General features: G+C 35.9%; 14 protein-coding genes and 2 tRNA genes. All 16 read right to left on the bottom strand.

Features of this window, described 5'->3' with window-relative positions:
- Nucleotides 1–3: 3 nt before the first annotated feature.
- Nucleotides 4–792, bottom strand: coding sequence for a type III pantothenate kinase (locus CN288_RS18800; RefSeq protein WP_026593129.1), 789 nt, complete (start codon nucleotides 790–792; stop codon nucleotides 4–6).
- A 226-nt stretch (nucleotides 793–1,018) separates the two neighbouring features.
- Nucleotides 1,019–2,920 (bottom strand): ATP-dependent zinc metalloprotease FtsH, encoded by a 1,902-nt coding sequence (gene ftsH / locus CN288_RS18795; protein WP_026593128.1) that lies wholly within the window; start codon nucleotides 2,918–2,920, stop codon nucleotides 1,019–1,021.
- Between the two features lie 85 nt (nucleotides 2,921–3,005).
- Nucleotides 3,006–3,548, bottom strand: a complete 543-nt coding sequence (gene hpt / locus CN288_RS18790; RefSeq protein ID WP_026593127.1) for a hypoxanthine phosphoribosyltransferase — start codon at nucleotides 3,546–3,548, stop codon at nucleotides 3,006–3,008.
- Nucleotides 3,545–4,975, bottom strand: a complete 1,431-nt coding sequence (gene tilS / locus CN288_RS18785) for a tRNA lysidine(34) synthetase TilS (protein WP_098302830.1) — start codon at nucleotides 4,973–4,975, stop codon at nucleotides 3,545–3,547. Before tilS ends, hpt begins: the two co-directional genes overlap by 4 nt.
- A gap of 222 nt (nucleotides 4,976–5,197) precedes the next feature.
- The gene (spoIIE, locus tag CN288_RS18780; protein WP_139265609.1) at nucleotides 5,198–7,669 is read right to left on the bottom strand and encodes a stage II sporulation protein E; all 2,472 of its coding nucleotides are present in this window, start codon (nucleotides 7,667–7,669) and stop codon (nucleotides 5,198–5,200) included.
- 263 nt (nucleotides 7,670–7,932) lie between these two features.
- A tRNA-Glu gene (locus CN288_RS18775) sits at nucleotides 7,933–8,004 on the bottom strand.
- A 13-nt stretch (nucleotides 8,005–8,017) separates the two neighbouring features.
- Nucleotides 8,018–8,091 (bottom strand) — tRNA-Met (locus CN288_RS18770).
- A gap of 169 nt (nucleotides 8,092–8,260) precedes the next feature.
- Nucleotides 8,261–8,746: a S1 domain-containing RNA-binding protein gene (locus tag CN288_RS18765; RefSeq protein WP_026593124.1), complete on the bottom strand. Its 486-nt coding sequence runs from the start codon at nucleotides 8,744–8,746 to the stop codon at nucleotides 8,261–8,263.
- 87 nt (nucleotides 8,747–8,833) lie between these two features.
- Complete coding sequence (divIC, locus tag CN288_RS18760; RefSeq protein WP_026593123.1) at nucleotides 8,834–9,193, bottom strand: cell division protein DivIC; 360 nt, start codon at nucleotides 9,191–9,193, stop codon at nucleotides 8,834–8,836.
- A complete protein-coding gene (gene yabQ, locus CN288_RS18755) occupies nucleotides 9,190–9,843 on the bottom strand; it encodes a spore cortex biosynthesis protein YabQ (RefSeq protein ID WP_026593122.1) in 654 nt (217 codons plus the stop codon). Before yabQ ends, divIC begins: the two co-directional genes overlap by 4 nt.
- Entirely contained in the window at nucleotides 9,840–10,148 is a 309-nt protein-coding gene (gene yabP, locus CN288_RS18750) for a sporulation protein YabP (protein WP_090694624.1), read from the bottom strand. The genes yabQ and yabP overlap by 4 nt, the downstream gene beginning before the upstream one ends.
- Nucleotides 10,149–10,207: 59 nt before the next feature.
- On the bottom strand, nucleotides 10,208–10,483 hold the full coding sequence (locus CN288_RS18745) for an RNA-binding S4 domain-containing protein (RefSeq protein ID WP_026593120.1): 276 nt from the start codon (nucleotides 10,481–10,483) through the stop codon (nucleotides 10,208–10,210).
- A gap of 14 nt (nucleotides 10,484–10,497) precedes the next feature.
- Complete coding sequence (gene mazG, locus CN288_RS18740) at nucleotides 10,498–11,961, bottom strand: nucleoside triphosphate pyrophosphohydrolase (RefSeq protein ID WP_090694669.1); 1,464 nt, start codon at nucleotides 11,959–11,961, stop codon at nucleotides 10,498–10,500.
- A gap of 12 nt (nucleotides 11,962–11,973) precedes the next feature.
- The gene (locus tag CN288_RS18735; protein WP_090694628.1) at nucleotides 11,974–13,575 is read right to left on the bottom strand and encodes a putative polysaccharide biosynthesis protein; all 1,602 of its coding nucleotides are present in this window, start codon (nucleotides 13,573–13,575) and stop codon (nucleotides 11,974–11,976) included.
- A 175-nt stretch (nucleotides 13,576–13,750) separates the two neighbouring features.
- Complete coding sequence (spoVT, locus tag CN288_RS18730) at nucleotides 13,751–14,287, bottom strand: stage V sporulation protein T (RefSeq protein ID WP_026593117.1); 537 nt, start codon at nucleotides 14,285–14,287, stop codon at nucleotides 13,751–13,753.
- A 135-nt stretch (nucleotides 14,288–14,422) separates the two neighbouring features.
- Nucleotides 14,423–17,953 (bottom strand): transcription-repair coupling factor, encoded by a 3,531-nt coding sequence (mfd, locus tag CN288_RS18725; protein WP_098302829.1) that lies wholly within the window; start codon nucleotides 17,951–17,953, stop codon nucleotides 14,423–14,425.
- Nucleotides 17,954–17,999: the final 46 nt, after the last annotated feature.

Here is a 17,999-nt window from a genome sequence, read left to right as displayed (position 1 = left end):
TATTTATTCACCCTTCTCATGTTGTAAATTTGCATTACGTTCATATAACATATACAAGCCCTTCAATGTTAAAAACGGATCTACAATATCAATTACATTAGATTCTTCCGCAATTAATTTTGCTAATCCACCAGTTGCAATAACTTTCGGTTCTTGTTTAGCTTCTTCTTTCATACGCTTCACAATACCTTCCACTTGTCCAACATATCCATAAAGAATCCCTGATTGCATTGCACTTATCGTATTTTTCCCAACAACACTACTTGGTTTTGTAATTTCAATACGAGGAAGTTTTGCTGCCCGACTGTATAAAGCCTCTGCCGAAATCATAATGCCCGGTGTAATTACACCACCCATATAATGCTTATTCTCGTTAATATAACAATATGTAGTAGCCGTTCCAAAATCGACAATAATCAGAGGACTTCCATATAACTGGATGCCAGCTACAGCATTTACAATACGATCCGCTCCAACTTCACGTGGATTTTCATATTTAATATTTAAACCTGTTTTTATTCCTGGCCCCACTACAAGCGGTTTAATTTTGAAATACTTCTCACACATACGCTCTAAGGCGAACATAATTGGTGGTACAACCGAAGATACAATAATTCCTTTCACATCTTGGAAAGAAAGGCCCTCATGTTCAAGTAACTGTTTCACTAACATACCATATTCATCTTCCGTTTTATGACGGTCCGTCTCCATACGCCAATGTTGGCGAAGTTCCCCATCTTCAAATACACCAAGTACCGCATTTGTATTCCCTACATCCAATACAAAAATCATATTCTCACCACTTATCTTATTTAATCTATATTTGTGCAGTATGTACAAAACTTATAATGCTATCATATCATACATACCCATATAATCAGTTTTTCCATCTTCATCATTTTACAAAAAGATCGTTCATCATTTCAATTTTTAATGCAAAGAAGCTTCAAATTTATATACCATTACATAAATTCCTCAGCATAGAAAAAAGGAGTGACTATTGTCACTCCTTCATTTTTTATTTATCTTCTACGTTCTCATCATCTTTTTTCATTGTGATATTTACTTTCACATCTTCAGATGACTTCTTACGCTCAGGTAAAACTCCATAATCATATAAATGATTAATTTGCTCTGCATCTAACGTTTCCACTTCAAGTAGTGTTTTTGCAATAATATCTAGCTTATCACGTTTTTCAGTAAGAATTTGTTTTGCACGAGCGTAACATTCTTTCATAATACTTTGCATTTCCATGTCAATTTCATGTGCAATTGCATCACTGTAGTTTTGTTCTGAATGGAAATCTCTTCCTAAGAACACTTGACCACCTTGTGAGCTACCAAACTGCATCGGTCCAAGCTTATCACTCATACCAAATTCCGTTACCATACGTCTCGCAATGCCAGTCGCACGTTGGAAGTCGTTGTGAGCTCCTGTACTTACTTCACCAAATACAATCTCCTCAGCCACTCGGCCACCGAGTAAACCAGTGATTTTATCAAGTAATTCTGGCTTTGTCATGAAGTAACGATCTTCTTTCGGAAGCATTACTGCATATCCACCAGCTTGACCACGAGGGACAATTGTTACTTTATGAACGATATCCGCTTCATCAAGTACAACACCAATTACAGTGTGACCTGCTTCATGGAATGCGACAATGTTGCGTTCTTTTTCAGAAATAACACGACTTTTCTTAGCAGGACCTGCAATCACGCGATCCGTCGCCTCATCGATATCAGACATGTCAATTTTCTTTTTATCTTGACGTGCAGCTACTAACGCAGCTTCATTTAATAAGTTTTCAAGATCTGCACCAGAGAATCCTGGTGTACGAGTTGCAATCGCTCTTAGGTTAATATCCTCATCAAGCGGCTTATTACGAGCATGTACCTTCAGTACTGCTTCACGTCCATTTACATCTGGACGATCAACTGTAATTTGACGATCAAAACGTCCTGGACGTAATAATGCTGGATCAAGAATATCAGGACGGTTTGTTGCAGCGATGATAATAATACCTTCGTTTGCACCGAATCCATCCATTTCAACAAGAAGTTGGTTTAACGTTTGTTCACGCTCATCGTGACCACCGCCAAGACCCGCTCCACGTTGACGACCTACCGCATCAATTTCATCGATAAAAATGATACAAGGAGCATTTTTCTTCGCATTTTCAAATAAATCACGTACACGGGAAGCACCGACACCGACGAACATCTCTACGAAATCAGAACCACTGATAGAGAAGAAAGGAACGCCAGCCTCACCTGCAACAGCACGCGCAAGTAATGTTTTACCTGTCCCTGGAGGTCCAACTAATAGAACACCCTTAGGAATACGGGCACCAACCTCAGCAAACTTACGAGGATCTTTTAAGAATTCTACTACCTCAACAAGCTCCTGTTTCTCTTCGTCTGCTCCAGCTACATCTCTGAAGCGTACTTTTTTCTTTTCATCATTGTATAACTTCGCCTTGCTCTTTCCGAAGTTCATAACACGGCTACCACCGCCCTGAGCTTGGTTTAGTAAGAAGAAGAATAAAATGAAGATAATTACAAACGGGATAATAGAAGTAAAGAATGTCACCCAAGCACTTGTTTCTTCAGCTGGTTGATACTTTACTTCAGCACCTTGTGCTTTGTCATTAATTTTCTTTTGTAATTCTTCAGTATTTGGCGCATAAGTAACAAATTGCTCTTCCTTACTAGCATTGCTAAATTGTCCTTTTACCTCAAATACACCATTCTTTGGTTGAAGTTGCACATTACGCACTTCACCCTTTTCAAGTTTAGTAATGAATTTATCGTAGCTAACTGATGTCGTTTTTTGTGTTGAACCATTAAAATAGCTCACGATTCCAATTACTACTAAAAATATCAGTAAATAAAAGATGGTATTACGGAAGATACGATTCATTCCTAACCTCCTCTCACGGCATAAACACTATAGTAAATCGTAACATAGAAAAACTTTCCTATCCAATGATAACGCCTGTAGTTAATTAATTTGAGTAAACGCTTGGTTTTAATACTCCAACATAAGGAAGATTACGATATTGCTCCTTATAATCTAAGCCATATCCTACTACAAATTCATGAGGAACAGTAAATCCAACGTAATCTGCTTTTAGGTCTACTTTGCGACCTGTTGGCTTATCTAATAGCGTAACAATCTTTACAGATTTCGCCTTACGATATTTGAATAGGTCCACTAAGTAGCTTAATGTAAGACCGCTATCAATAATATCTTCAACGATTAAAATATCGCGACCTTCTACAGAAGTATCAAGGTCCTTTAAAATTTTCACTTCACCTGTTGAAACTGTAGAATGACCGTAGCTAGAAACAGCCATAAAATCCATTTCAAGATATGTATCTGTTCTTTTTAATAAGTCTGCCATAAATGGCATTGCACCCTTTAATACACCAATTGCAAGAGGTACTGTATGTTTATAATCCTCTGCAATAATTGCACCTAGCTCGTGCACCTTTTCTTGTATTTGTTCTTCGGAAATTAATACTTTTTCGATATCTTGATTCATCATTTCATTATCCTCCTGGAAGACTCCTTGCTTTTGTAGTGAATAATCATATATTTATCCTTATCTGTTGTTCCATGTGAAATGGCAAATGCAGATCGTTTTAACAATGGAACCCAAATAATATTCCCTCTTGCATCACAAACAATCGGCCACTCTTCTCTTTTTTCTTTTGGTACTTTTGCCTCGATAAAAATAGCTTTTATCTTTTTTGTACCACTCATACCTTGTATTGACATGCGATCTCCATTTTCTCTAGAGCGGATATGAAGAGGATATGATATATCATTATACTTAGCAACAAATACCGTTTCATTCATGTTGCTTGGTAGTTCCTCATTTACTTCTGCTACAAGCTCATCCCCGTTTGCTAATGTAATGGCACCAGGTACTGATAAAACTTGTGAAAAAGGAAAAACAATTTCTTGTTTAAACCGGAAACTACATTCTTCATATGTACGAACAATTTTTAGGTCACTAGGAAAGTCAAGTGAGCCTGAAGGATGCGTTCGCTTAAAAAATGCAATAACTTTGTCAATATGTATAGAAGAAAGCGAAGACGGAATCTTGTATTCATAAAGATAGTTTAATATTAGTTGAATCCCTCTTCTTTGTAAAGGCATAGGCATGGATTCAAAGGCAGGAATTGATAAGACGATGTGTTTATTACTTTTTTTTGTAATTACTTTATTCATCTTTTCAAAAGCTAATTCCTGCAAATACGCCTCATCCTCTTGCATAAGCATACTAAAATTTTGAAATTTCTCATGCACATGCGGATTTTCCTCTTTTAAATAAGGTAGAACATGCTTACGTAATCGATTCCTTGTATATACTTCCTTTTCGTTACTCGGATCCATGCGAGGTGTAATCCCTAGCCTATTACAATAAGCATTGATTTCTTCCTTTGTTACCGCTAATAATGGTCTAATTAAATACCCATTATGGAAAGGGCGTTTCACAGCAATTCCCGCATATCCCTTCGGAGTACTCCCTCGGACGAGGCGCATTAAAATCGTCTCCACTTGGTCATCTCCATGATGTCCAAGGGCTACATACAATGCACCATATTTCCTCATTATTCTTTCCAAAAATGCATATCGGCATTCTCTAGCAGCCACCTGTGCATTCATTCCATATTGCTGTTGATATTGCGACACATTAATTCTTATCGTTTCGCAAATAACCCCGACCTTCTGACAAAGTTTCTCCACAAATTGTAAGTCTTTGTAGGATTCATCTCCTCTAAACATATGATCTACATGCGCAACTACAATTTTCAATTCTTTCTCTTCCCGTTTCTCTAATAGATAATATAAAAGAGCTAAAGAATCAGGGCCTCCAGAAACTCCTACAACAATTGTCGAATGTTCTTTTAATACATCATGCCGTTTTGCAAACTCATCTACCTTTTCAACAAATGTATCTTTCAACTTTGCAATCACCTTTCATTAAACAAAAAAACAATATCTTGCCTTGCTTATAATGGTACAACTTTTACAAACTTTGTGCAAAAAAAAGATGTACAAAATTCACATTTTTATCTTACATCCATCTCCTATCTTCACAGGACAAATGAAACTAATTCCTCCTATAAAAAAAGGCCTAGGTATTACCCTAGACCTCAGAACCAAATTTTGAAAACTTACACTCCCCTATTGCGCTTGTTTACCCACAAGTGGAATCGTAGCCCACTTTGGCATATTCTTCTTTACCTTCGCAACGACAATTGTCATATCGTCATTAATATAACCATCACCAGAACGAATAACCTCTTCCATAATAATATCAGCAATTTCTTGCGGATCATCTGTTTGCAGTTCTTTAATTTTACGTTTCATCCACAATTCATGGTTTTCCACATGCTGTGCTCCTTCAAAAATCCCATCGCTCATCATAACTAGAATATCTTCTGTTTTTAATTGTTCACCAACAACATCTACCTCAACATCCTCAATAATTCCCATTGGCAAATTGCTTGCTTCTATTTTAAAAACGGTATTTCCACGTTTTACAAAGCTTGGTGTTGAACCAATTTTTAAGAACTTAGCGCTCGCGTCACGTAAATCTACCATAGCTAAATCGAGCGTCGTAAACATTTCCTCTGTCGTTCTCAATGAAAGAATTGAATTAATAGACTTAATGGCAATTTCTTCATCAATACCGGATTGTAGTATTTTTTGTAACAATTTGACCGTTTCTTTACTTTCCATATGTGCCCTTTGTCCATTTCCCATTCCGTCACTAATAGCAAGAGCATACTTTCCAACACTTAAATCCATCATCGCATACGAATCCCCTGATACAAATCCTCCTCCTTTTGCTGCTGTAGCAAGCCCTGTATCAAGAGAAAATGTTTTTGCTGACCCAAAAGATATCATACTATGACCATTTGGATAAGCAGAAGGCTCCTCATGTTTAACCACAATATTTTCTTTTAAAATATCCGAAAGCATCGGAGCAACTAATTTTTCACATTCACCATGTTGATTAGATGCCGCAGGAATCATCATTTCAATATCAATATTTCCTCTATCTAAACAATAAATATCAACATGTTCCACCTCAACACCAAAGTCACGAAATGCTTGTAAAATCCGTTCTTCCTGCACTTGATGATTTTCCCGTTCACGCTGAATTTCTTTCGCAAAATCTTCCATTACTTTCGAGACACCTAATAATTGTTCTGCCACAATTCTACGATTCTCTTTCATTTGTTTTCGTAACTTTTGACCCTCATAGAAATGACCTAATTCCCCTGCCATTAAATCTGTTACTTTTTTTCCTCTTACACAGTGTTTTTCCCACTCACGAACCAACTTACGGTTATGTTGAAGCGTTCCTTCTTCTGTTTCATCCATAATTTGTTTCATATAATCATATGTCTTATCGAAATTCACTACCCAGCATTGATCCTTTTTAAAACACGATTGGCATGTCTTTGCTGTAATTGTACTTAAAAATAAATCAGCCTCCGTCTCCTTGTCCTCTTCTTCCACATATCCATATATTGAAAAACTATTAGATAATGCAGAGAATACATTTGCAAACTGATTAATTTTATTCGCCGTAACATCACGCATTCTTCTTAAATATTGTTGTTGATCATGAGAATGCTCTTGTGTTCCTGGCATAAATTTAGCAAACCGATCAATAATTACCTTTGGCGTTAATAGAAAGAACCCTATCGCTACTCCAGATTCTATTAAAGTTGTTATAATATTCGTTTGTTTATCGACGTATAATGTAATTAAACTTGTACCAATTAACAACCCTAAGCTAACTCCAAGACGCTTTCCTTCTTTTAATAATCCACCAAGTAACCCCGAAAAGGCTAATAAGCTAAGTTGAGACAAACTAGCTACATTTGCTAAACTCAATATCAATCCCGTAACAACCCCTACTGTTGAACCAGTAGCTGCACCTGCAACAAAAGCAAATAATAGTACTAAATATCTAGTAAAAATATGTTGAACTGAGGCGTCGTAAATAAACCAATCTGTTGTACCTGTTAATACAGATGCAAGTAATATAATTAAACAAACAATTTCTTCTGTTTCCAATGCTTGCTGTTTCCCTTTTCTTTCTGTTAGCAATGGCACACTTTGTAAAAAAATCATTGTTAAAACAAAACTAAGTCCTGCTTCAATGGTACTTACGAGTAAATCATATGTCGTGACAGTTTGCTGCGCGAAGTAAACAACAGCGAGATGTGCGGTTAATGCGGAGATAAATACTTGAAATGGTACAAGTCCAACAATTTTACGTGTAAACCGACTAAAGAAGATATTATAAATGAAGAAAGTAAAAATAGATGCAAAGGCAAAAAACAAATTATCTATTGAAACGGAAAGCGCACCACCCATAAGGGCAAGAAATGCGAGCGGCATCTTATCACGTTTCATTACATAAACAGCAGCAAAAAATGGTAGTGCAAACGGCAAAATGTTCGTTAATATATATGCTCGTCCTAAAAGAAAACCGATTACAGCAATAACAAATCCCCATCTAAAGAAAACTTGCTCTAATTTCACTTTCAACTTGCTTGTCCATGTGATTGATCTGAGTTGCCCATCATTCATAGCCAGTGTACTTGTGTTTACAGTGTTCCTTCCTGCTTTTGGCATATTTTTAACACCACCTGCATAGTTTAATTACTGTCATTATAAAAGATAATTATTGGGATTTTTGTCAAAACAACAGTTCTCACCTACATAATCGTTCGACTTTTTATTCAAAATAAACCTATATATATACAAGTTGTTAAGGCCAAACACTTATAAAGGAGTGAAAATTCAAAAAATAAAAGGTGTTTTTGTAGAAGCTTTGTACTTCTTTTACAATTTTTTAACAAAAAAAGATCATGCGTATATGCATGATCTTTTTTAGATGACCCGTACGGGATTCGAACCCGTGTTACCGCCGTGAAAGGGCGGTGTCTTAACCACTTGACCAACGGGCCGTTAAAATAAATATAGCGGCGGAGGGGATCGAACCCCCGACCTCACGGGTATGAACCGTACGCTCTAGCCAGCTGAGCTACACCGCCATGTCGTCTTATTTAACGGACAATTAGTATCTTATATCAAATACGTTTTAAAGTCAACATGTTTCAAAAAGTTTTTTATTCTTTTTTTAATATACTCATTTACATAAAAAAGCACCCCGAGTAAATTACCCTGGGCACCTCTCTATATGTGAAAAATAAAACGTTCGTTTTATCCGCGACGAGCGCCACGGCCACCACGTTTAGATTCTGTATTACGCTTTAAAGAAGTCAAACGATCTTCACTGTCTTTTAAAAAGCGTGCCATCTTTTGCTCGAATGTTTCTTTTTGATTCCCACCGTTATCACGGCCACCACGGTTATCTCTGTTAAAAGAACGATTGCGTTGCGGACGTCCAGAACGTTGTTGATCACCACCACGTTGATATTCACCGCGTGGACGATCTCCTTCTGGTCTTACACGTTCTTTCGCTTTTTTGATAGATAGACCGATTTTCCCATCTTTTTCAACATTAATAACTTTTACTTCTACTTCATCGCCTACTTTTAAGTGATCATTAATATCCTTCACATAATTATCAGCAACTTCACTAATATGAACAAGACCCGTTAAGCCTTCTGGCAGCTCCACAAAAGCCCCAAAATTTGTAATACCTGTTACTTTACCTTGTAACTTGCTGCCTACCTCGATTGACATAAAAAAAATGCTCCTCCTTAGTGATTAAAAAGTCAAATTTTACTTTATTATATATAATCCTAAAATATAGTGTCAATAAGACACACTCTACTTAGAAACAGGAAAAATTATCTCTCCTTTTCCAGAGAAGAAATAATCTCTCCTAGCAATCTTTAAAACATACTCTTCGTCATTCAACTTTTGAACATCATCTTGTAATTTTTTTTCTTTCTTTGTTAATGAACCCAATTCTTTTTTCATCTCTTCAATCTTTACTTCTTTTGCTTTAATGGAACTATTTTGTTGATAAAACGTTACGCTAATACTCGCAATAGTTGTAAAAGCAAACACAAAAAAAACTGCTAATCGGCGATATAATCGCTTTCTGTTTTCGTTCGTTTGTATTATATGTTCTTTTACAGAATTTGGATTCTGTTCTACGATCATTCTTTGCTTCAGTTCCCTCATTTCCGAGGTCCCCCTAACTTCTTTTTTATACGCTCCCAGATTTGACAGATATACTTCTTCAATTTCTTTGTATGTTCCAGTATTCCCACATATCTCTTTATAAAAAGTTTAACACGATTAGGGAGATGTTTCCATATAAGCAAAGTAAGAAATCGAACAGGCCAGAAAAAAACTTTCCATACCAAAAGTAATATCCATGCAGAACATTTCCACAACACACGCCCGATTGAAAATAGTATACGAAATAAGAATAATATAAAAGCAATAATAAGCTGCGCTATAATAATAACAGGTTTTATCATAAGTAGCTGTACAATTTGAATAAAAAATTGTATCGTTTGCACAAAAACATAAATGAGAAAATTCAATACTCGCATGTACACTGCTTTCAATAAGCTTTGATATGCAGCAAAGCCACAAAGCAAAGCTACAAAAACATATATACGTAATTCAGCTTCATTTACAATGAGCAATACGTAAAAGGCAAACAGTGCTTGGACAATCCAAAACAGTATATCATATATAAATACAAGCCAACGCTTACGCTGTGGTCGCTTTAAAAAACGTTGGTATGTATCTAACGCCGCCCCAATCCAAGCACCCATTCCAATCATAGAAAGCATTGTATACAGTTGAATCGTTAAACTCATTTAAACAACTTACTAAAGAATCCTTTAGCTTTCTCCCCTTGATTTTCATCAATGTACAATATCTCATGAATTTTCCCTTTAATGGATACAATGCCTTTTTCTACATCTAAATTTTTCATTTGTAAGTTTTGACCACGAATTGTTAAAAACCCCATTACAGTTTCTAATAAAAACTCTTCACTATCAAAACTCTCTACTTGTTTTACGCCTGTAATATCTATTACACGTCTACCACGCATAATAATATCATGCTCTACAGAAACATTCTGTTGATTAGAAGACAAAGCTGAGTAGCCCTTATTCACGTCAATCCCCCCATAGCTTTATACTATCTAGTAAATAATGTATGAGGAGATGAAATAATTTAGAACAAGCCTTCTTCTGCTTTCACTTTCTCTTCACGAACTACTGTATACATGTTAGCTGCATCTTCTTTTTTCGTTGTTTCTTTTAACTCATTTACCTTTACAGTTACTACCTTTTGCCCAAAACGAATTGTTAGCTCGTCATCTACTTTTACATCAGAACTTGCCTTTGCAGCTTGCCCATTAATCATAATTCTTCCCTGGTCGGCTACTTCTTTTGCCAATGTTCTTCTTTTAATTAAACGTGACACTTTCAAAAATTTATCTAAACGCATCTCATTTCCCCCCCTTATTGATTCTCTATCTGTTTTGCTTCTTCCCATAAAGCGTCCATTTGCTCTAAAGTTAATTCCTGCATTTCCTTATTCATTTCAGCTACTTTCGCTTCCATGTATATAAATCGGCTTATAAATTTTTCATTTGTTGTATGCAATGCTTCTTCTGGATTCAGTTTATAGTAACGAGCAATATTAACAAAAGCAAATAATAAATCTCCAAATTCACTTAACATTTTTTCCTTATCCATCTTTGCAACTTCTTGCTCGAACTCTTTCAATTCTTCAAAAACTTTCTCCATCATTGGCTGTACATCATCCCAATCAAAACCAACTGTTCCTGCTTTTTTCTGAATTTCATACGCACGCATTAATTGTGGCAAACTTTTAGGAATTCCTGTTAAAATAGATTCCCTTACATGTCCCTTTTCTTGTTTTTTAATTTCTTCCCAATTTGAAACAACTTCTTCCGCATTCTCCACATCCATATCTCCAAATACATGCGGGTGACGACGTACCATTTTCTCAGATAGCGTTCGGATAATATCATCAACGGAGAACCAACCCTCATCTTCTCCAATTTGAGCATGAAGCATAACTTGTAATAACACATCACCAAGCTCTTCAACCAAGTGATCATCATCTTCCTCATCAATTGCTTCTAGCACTTCATATGCTTCTTCAATTAAATATTTCTTTAAAGACTGATGCGTTTGTTTTTTATCCCATGGACAACCATTTGGTCCACGAAGCTCAGCAATGATTTCTCGGAGCACATCAAATTGTTGATATAAAGAAGCTCTCTCATTAACAGGCGGCACATATACGCTTGTTAAATTGTTCAATTCTGCTTCATGATCTAACATATAGAGCGGAACTTTTTTCACTTGCTCAAACGACGTCCCTGCAGCTGTTACAATGTACACGTCATACTCATCTGGCAACATCTCCATTAGTGTTAATTTCACCTCAGATGCAACAAACGCATCATATACTTGGCAAAAAATTAAATGTTGGCGTAATTCTAATTGACCTCGTTCAAATGAAGTTGCATCAATCAACTGAAACCCTTCAATTGGGTCTATCTTCAAACTAGCAAACATCGGATCCAAAAAGCTTTGTCCACCTTCAATTTGCACCTTAATCTGCTTTTCTTTCCCTTTTTGTAAAAGCAATTGAACAGTTCGCTCCGCAACAAGTGGATGACCTGGTACAGCATATACAATATCCGTACTTTGCGCTTGTTCTATTAACGTATCTGCAATTGTTTCGTACACAATCTCAAATGTATCATGCGCCTCATATACATCATCAAAAGCTGTATATTTTACACCTTCTTTTTCTAATTCTTCAATAACTGGGTGTTCCTTCGTACGAATATACATATGATCTGCTTCTTTTATCTTTCTGTACACACCCATTGTCAGCTGGTCTAACTCACCAGCACCTAATCCTAAAATCGTGATTACTCTACTCACAACCATTCACCTCTATCCACTCTTCTTCAATGAAGCTTGTACCTTTTCTTGCTTCATAACAGTTCCTAATTCTTTTTTTGTAAAAACATTAAATTTCATAATTAAAAATAGATATACCAAGCCGCCAATCACTACGCCTAGTAATGCTTCTACTACAGCCAAGCCTCTATGTCCTTCATCACTTGCTAGTCCAAATCCTTCATAAATAAACATAAATAGCATTAATATAATAGCCATTCCTAATCCACTGACCGTTATACCCAATATGCTTTGTTTCTGAATGAGCGGCTCTTCTATAACTCGAATAAGCAAAGTACTATTTAATAAGGCAATAACCATAAGTGAAATTACCGTTGCTACAGCCGCTCCAGTTACACCCAATTGTGGCATTAATATATAATTGAACAATAATTTTAGACACCCACCAAATACAACAAACAACGCTGGCTTTACAGTTTGACCAAGCCCTTGCAGGATAGAAGCTGTTGTAATGGATAAGGAACTAAATAAAATAGTAACAGCTAAAATAGCTAATACACTTGATCCCTCACTATTTTCAAACAACATAATATTTGTCGGTTTAATAATACACGCTAGCCCTAATGAAGCTGCAACGCCAATTACAAAAGTTATCTTCAGTGCTAACTGCACCTTTTGTTGAATAAACAGTCTATCCCCTCGCTCTTTCGCCGCTGTAATAATCGGAATAAGCGAAAGTGAAAACGAAGTTGTCACAACTGTACCAAGCTGCATAAGAGGAATACTTCTGTCGTAAACACCCTTTAATACTTTTGCAATTTCTCCTGGTTCTCCTGCCTGAATAAGCAAAGTATAAAATGAAACTGAATCTGCCATTTGGATAAAAATTAACACTAAATTACTAACACAAATAGCTATTCCTTGCCAAAAAAGGATTCGAATTATCTCTTTCTTATTTCGTATCCTTTTCCATCCTCGCAAAAAAATTGAACGGAAATTATGTCGCATATAAAATAAAAGCACGATTATACCGATACATCCACCTGCAATCGATCCAAACATCGCCCCTGCTCCAACTGTATATAAATCAAATTGATGTGCCATGAGAAACAGCGATAAAAACACAATAATTGAAACACGAATCGTTTGCTCCATCACTTGTGATATAGCTGTCGGCATCATATTGTTAAATCCTTGAAAGTATCCTTTTGCAACAGATAAAAAAGGCATTAACAAGAATGAAAACGAAATAACTCTTAGCAGTTTATCTAAATTTACATCACCCATAACTGAAGCAATTGTGTGAGCACCAAAAAACACTGTAAAGAAACCTATACAGCCAATTCCCAATAAAAACCAAAAAGAAACACAAATAATCTCCTCTGCCTCTTCTTGCTTCCCTTGTTCCAAACGCCCTGCTACCATCTTAGAAATGATGATGGGAAAACCATAAGTAGCTAAAATTAAACAAAATCCATAAAACGGGTAAATTTGTTGATAAATATAAAAACCCACATCACCCGCTATATTTTGATATGGAATACGGTAAAAAGCGCTTAATACTTTCGTAATAAAACTTGCAATCGTTAATATAATAGCCCCGCGCCAAAAAGCTTGATACTTCTTCGCTTCCATACGAGAAAACTCCTTTTCCTATTCTCATCCCTCGTATTATATCACAAAGAAAAAAACAGGCTTCTTTTTAGATTTATACAATAAAAAAGGTAGCAAGACGCTACCTTTTAATGAAATACAATCCTATTTTCCGAAAAAAATTCCTTTTTATAACAAACATTATAATTAAGAAAAATTACTGTTCCATTTGTTTTGCTAAAAAGCTTGCAGCGGTATTTACCGCCTTATGCTCTACTTCACTTATAATCGCTTCTTTTGAAAAAATGATAACAGCTCCAATTGGATCCCCATTTGCGACAATTGGGCCAACTGTATAAGAGCTAACCTTTTCAGTTACCCCATCAATAATCGAAATTTCACTTTCATCTGTCATAACAACAGACTTTCGATCTTCCATCGTTTTTTCGATTAAATCACCGACACTTTTATTTAAGTATTCTTTTTTTGATACCCCAGCTACAGCGATAATGGAATCGCGATCACATACGAGTACGTTATGTCCTAAGCTATCGTATAAAGCATCAGCATATTCTTTTGCAAAATCACCTAATTCACTAATCGGAGAATATTTTTTCAAAATTACTTCTCCATCGCGATCAACAAAAATTTCTAACGGGTCCCCTTCTCGGATACGAAGAGTCCTACGAATTTCTTTCGGAATTACCACCCTACCTAAATCATCAATTCGACGTACGATTCCAGTTGCTTTCATTCTAATGCTGCCTCACTTTCTACTGATGATGAAAGTGGTGAATTTACCTGTTCATGTAAAAATCACCAACTGTTAAACATAGTATTTTACACATTAGTTCTTCTATGCACGTCGAATTACATTTTTTATTTTGTTTTAGGCATTTATTACTTCTTTTTTCACATCAGGCAAGCCTTTTAATAAATTTTCGGCAATTGTTAACCATTTTGATGTATCTAATCCATTCGTTTTCATAACAATTTTCAAACGAGAACCTTCCATACCAAGGCCAATCATGCGCCCAAAGCTATTACCGAGCATGAATAATTTTCCACCATCAATATTTTGACTTGCTTGCTCTGAGAATAAAAATGTCACTTCAAATTTTGTTTGTTTAATTAGCTCAATCTGTTCTTTCGTTGCCAATACTTTAATATTTGCAATTTGCAATAGATATCCAACTTCTTGCGGATAATCTCCAAAACGATCAATCATTTCTTCTTGCAATTCCTCAATATCTTCAATTGTAGAGACACCTCTAAATTGTTTGTACATCATAATTTTTTGCTTACTATCAGAAATATAAGCATCTGGTAAATATGCATCCACTTCTAAATCAATTTCAACATCAATTACATTTTCAACCCCTTGCGTTCCTTTACGCTGCTCGATTGCATCCTTTAACATTTGGGAATATAAATCAAATCCGACGGAATCGATGAATCCATGTTGCTCAGCACCTAACAAGTTTCCAGCACCACGAATAGATAAATCTCGCATTGCGATTTTAAATCCAGATCCAAGCTCTGTAAATTCTTTTATTGCCTGCAAACGCTTCTCAGCGACCTCTGATAACACTTTATCACGCTTATAAGCAAAGTATGCATAAGCAACGCGGTTTGAACGACCAACGCGTCCACGAAGCTGATAAAGCTGTGATAATCCCATGCGATCGGCATCAAATACAATTAATGTATTTACATTAGGAATATCAACGCCTGTTTCAATAATTGTGGTACTTACAAGAACATCATGCTGTCCATCTAAAAATGATAACATGACAGATTCTAATTCACCCTCATTCATTTTCCCATGTGCATACGTCACACGTGCTTCTGGAACTAACATAGAGATTTCATCTGCTTTTCTTTCAATATCTTCAACACGATTATATAAGAAATAAATTTGGCCACCCCTTGCAAGTTCCCGTTCTATCGCTTCTCGAATTAATCCTGGATTATACTCCACCACATATGTTTGTACCGGGAAACGGTTTTCTGGTGGCGTCTCAATAACAGATAAATCTCGTACACCTAGCATAGACATATGGAGCGTACGTGGAATTGGCGTTGCTGTTAATGTTAATACGTCAACATTTGCTTTCAATTGTTTAATCTTTTCTTTATGTGTAACACCAAATCGCTGCTCTTCATCGATAATGAGTAAACCTAAATCTTTATAGGTTACATCTTTAGATAAAATGCGATGTGTTCCAATAACAATATCAACCGTTCCATCTTTTAAACCTTTAATCGTTTCATTTTGTTGTTTTCTAGTACGGAACCTGCTTAGCAATCCAATATTAATTGGGTAATCTTGAAAACGCTCTCGAATCGTTTCATAGTGTTGTTGCGCAAGAATCGTTGTCGGTACTAAAATCGCAACTTGCTTTTCATCCATAATTGCTTTAAATGCCGCACGAATCGCAACTTCTGTTTTACCATATCCAACATCACCACATAGAAGTCGATCCATCGGACGCCCACGTTCCATATCTTTCTTAATTTCTTCAATAGAACGCAACTGATCTTCGGTCTCCTGGTATGGGAAAGATGATTCGAACTCCTGCTGTTCGGCAGTGTCTGGCGTATATGCATATCCTTTTGAAGCTTCACGCTCTGCATACAACTTAATTAAGTCATCCGCAATATCCTGAACCGATTTTTCTACCTTCGTTTTGACCTTCTTCCAATCATTTCCGCCTAGTTTATAAACTTTCGGATCCTTACCTTCTGACCCTACATATTTTTGTACTTGATCAATTTGTTCAATTGGCACATATAACTTATCATTACCTTGATATTTAATATTCAAATAATCCTTATGAACACCATTAATTTCTAGGGTCTCAATTCCTAAAAATTTACCAATACCATGATTCACGTGAACAACGTAGTCGCCAACTTTTAACTCAGAATAACTTTTAATACGCTCTGCATTGGATAGTTTTTGCTTACGTTGTGATTTTTTTACTTTTTTATGGAAAAGCTCTTTTTCTGTAATAACAACAAACTTCTGCATCGGCATTTCAAAACCTGCATGCAAATCACCTACAGCGATTTGAAGACGACCAGGAAGCAATATATCTGTAGATTCTATAATATCTGCTTCAATATCATAATCACTTAAAATATATTGTAATTTTTTTGCGCGTTCTTCATCTGTTCCTAATACAACTGTCGTGAAATTTCCTTCAGTCCATCGATCAATTTCTGTTTTTAACAGCTGCATTTGCCCATGAAAGTCCTGCATTGTTTTACAAGTTACATTAACAATATTTTGCGGGTGCGTATGCGCAATGTGGCGCAAAAATAATGTTAAATATACAAAGCTTCTTTTTTTATGATGTAAAAACTCTTCAAATTGATGAGAGAACTCCAAATCCTGAATAATTGTCCCTTCACTCAGAAGCGATGTATACCATTCTGCTTCTTCTGCCTCAAGGTGTGATGCCGTTTCTTGAATGCGCGAAATTTCATCTAAAATAACAACACCATTCTCCGGTAAATAGTCTATTAGACTAGCATGTTCTTTATAAAAGATAGATAAATATTTAAACATTTGCTCTATTGTCTGTCCGTTTTTTAATATTTCTATCTCATGACTAACAGTTTCCAGTACCGCTGTCTTAATTTTATCATCACAGAGCCTCTGCATCGTCTTCATTAAACCTTCTTCAAGACGCTCTACCCCTAATTTCAATTCATCTTTTGAAAATAAAAATTCCGTCGCAGGACCGAATCTTACGCTTTCTTTTTTATCTTGAGAGCGTTGTTCTTCTACATCGAATAAGCGAATAGAATCTACTTCCGTATCAAAGAATTCTATACGAAACGGTAATTCTTCAGTTAACGGATAAATATCCAATATTCCCCCGCGCAAACTAAATTCTCCAGGAGCTTCTACCATTGACTTACGTTCATATCCTATATCATGCAACATATGAAGCAATTCATCTAAATCAATCTCTTGCCCTAGACTAATCTCGATTTGTTTTTGCTTCCATAATTCTTTTATTGGTAAAAATCTACGTAATCCGGCAACAGGAGCGACGATAATACCGTTCTCTCCCATAGCTAAACGGTTTAACACTTCAATGCGCTGCGCCTTAAGCTCAGGGCTTGCAACCCCAATTTCTGACGCAATTAATTCATTAACTGGATATAGCCAAACATCTTTTTCACCAAGCAGTGATACTAAATCCTCATATACTTTTTGTGCTTGATACAGATTATGTGTCACAACAAGCTGTGACTGCTTTGTTTTCTTATATAAAGCAGCCATTAATAGAGAACGAGAAGAAGTTGCCATACCTGATACAAGCTGTTCTTTCAATCCCTCTTCTAGTCCATTAATAATGGATTGTATTTCTTTATTTTTATAAAATTGCTCTAATAACCCTATCATTTTCAAAACTCCTCTCAACATAAAAGAGCAAGTTAATATATTTTTA

This window comes from Bacillus sp. AFS023182 (assembly GCF_002560575.1).
GTDB classification, from domain to species: Bacteria; Bacillota; Bacilli; order Bacillales; family Bacillaceae_G; genus Bacillus_A; species Bacillus_A arachidis.
Note: the sequence above shows the minus strand (reverse complement) of the source record. Positions and strands in the feature narration are given on the sequence as shown.

Excerpts from the sequence above, each read along its gene's own strand:
- divIC (WP_026593123.1), bottom strand. The coding sequence starts at position 9,193 with ATGAGGGAACTGAAGCAAAGAATGATCGTAGAACAGAATCCAAATTCT.
- yabQ (WP_026593122.1), bottom strand. The coding sequence starts at position 9,843 with ATGAGTTTAACGATTCAACTGTATACAATGCTTTCTATGATTGGAATG.
- mfd (WP_098302829.1), bottom strand. The coding sequence starts at position 17,953 with ATGATAGGGTTATTAGAGCAATTTTATAAAAATAAAGAAATACAATCC.
- CN288_RS18745 (WP_026593120.1), bottom strand. The coding sequence starts at position 10,483 with ATGCGTTTAGATAAATTTTTGAAAGTGTCACGTTTAATTAAAAGAAGA.
- CN288_RS18800 (WP_026593129.1), bottom strand. The coding sequence starts at position 792 with ATGATTTTTGTATTGGATGTAGGGAATACAAATGCGGTACTTGGTGTA.
- hpt (WP_026593127.1), bottom strand. The coding sequence starts at position 3,548 with ATGATGAATCAAGATATCGAAAAAGTATTAATTTCCGAAGAACAAATA.
- spoIIE (WP_139265609.1), bottom strand. The coding sequence starts at position 7,669 with ATGCCAAAAGCAGGAAGGAACACTGTAAACACAAGTACACTGGCTATG.
- ftsH (WP_026593128.1), bottom strand. The coding sequence starts at position 2,920 with ATGAATCGTATCTTCCGTAATACCATCTTTTATTTACTGATATTTTTA.
- CN288_RS18765 (WP_026593124.1), bottom strand. The coding sequence starts at position 8,746 with ATGTCAATCGAGGTAGGCAGCAAGTTACAAGGTAAAGTAACAGGTATT.
- CN288_RS18735 (WP_090694628.1), bottom strand. The coding sequence starts at position 13,575 with ATGGAAGCGAAGAAGTATCAAGCTTTTTGGCGCGGGGCTATTATATTA.
- spoVT (WP_026593117.1), bottom strand. The coding sequence starts at position 14,287 with ATGAAAGCAACTGGAATCGTACGTCGAATTGATGATTTAGGTAGGGTG.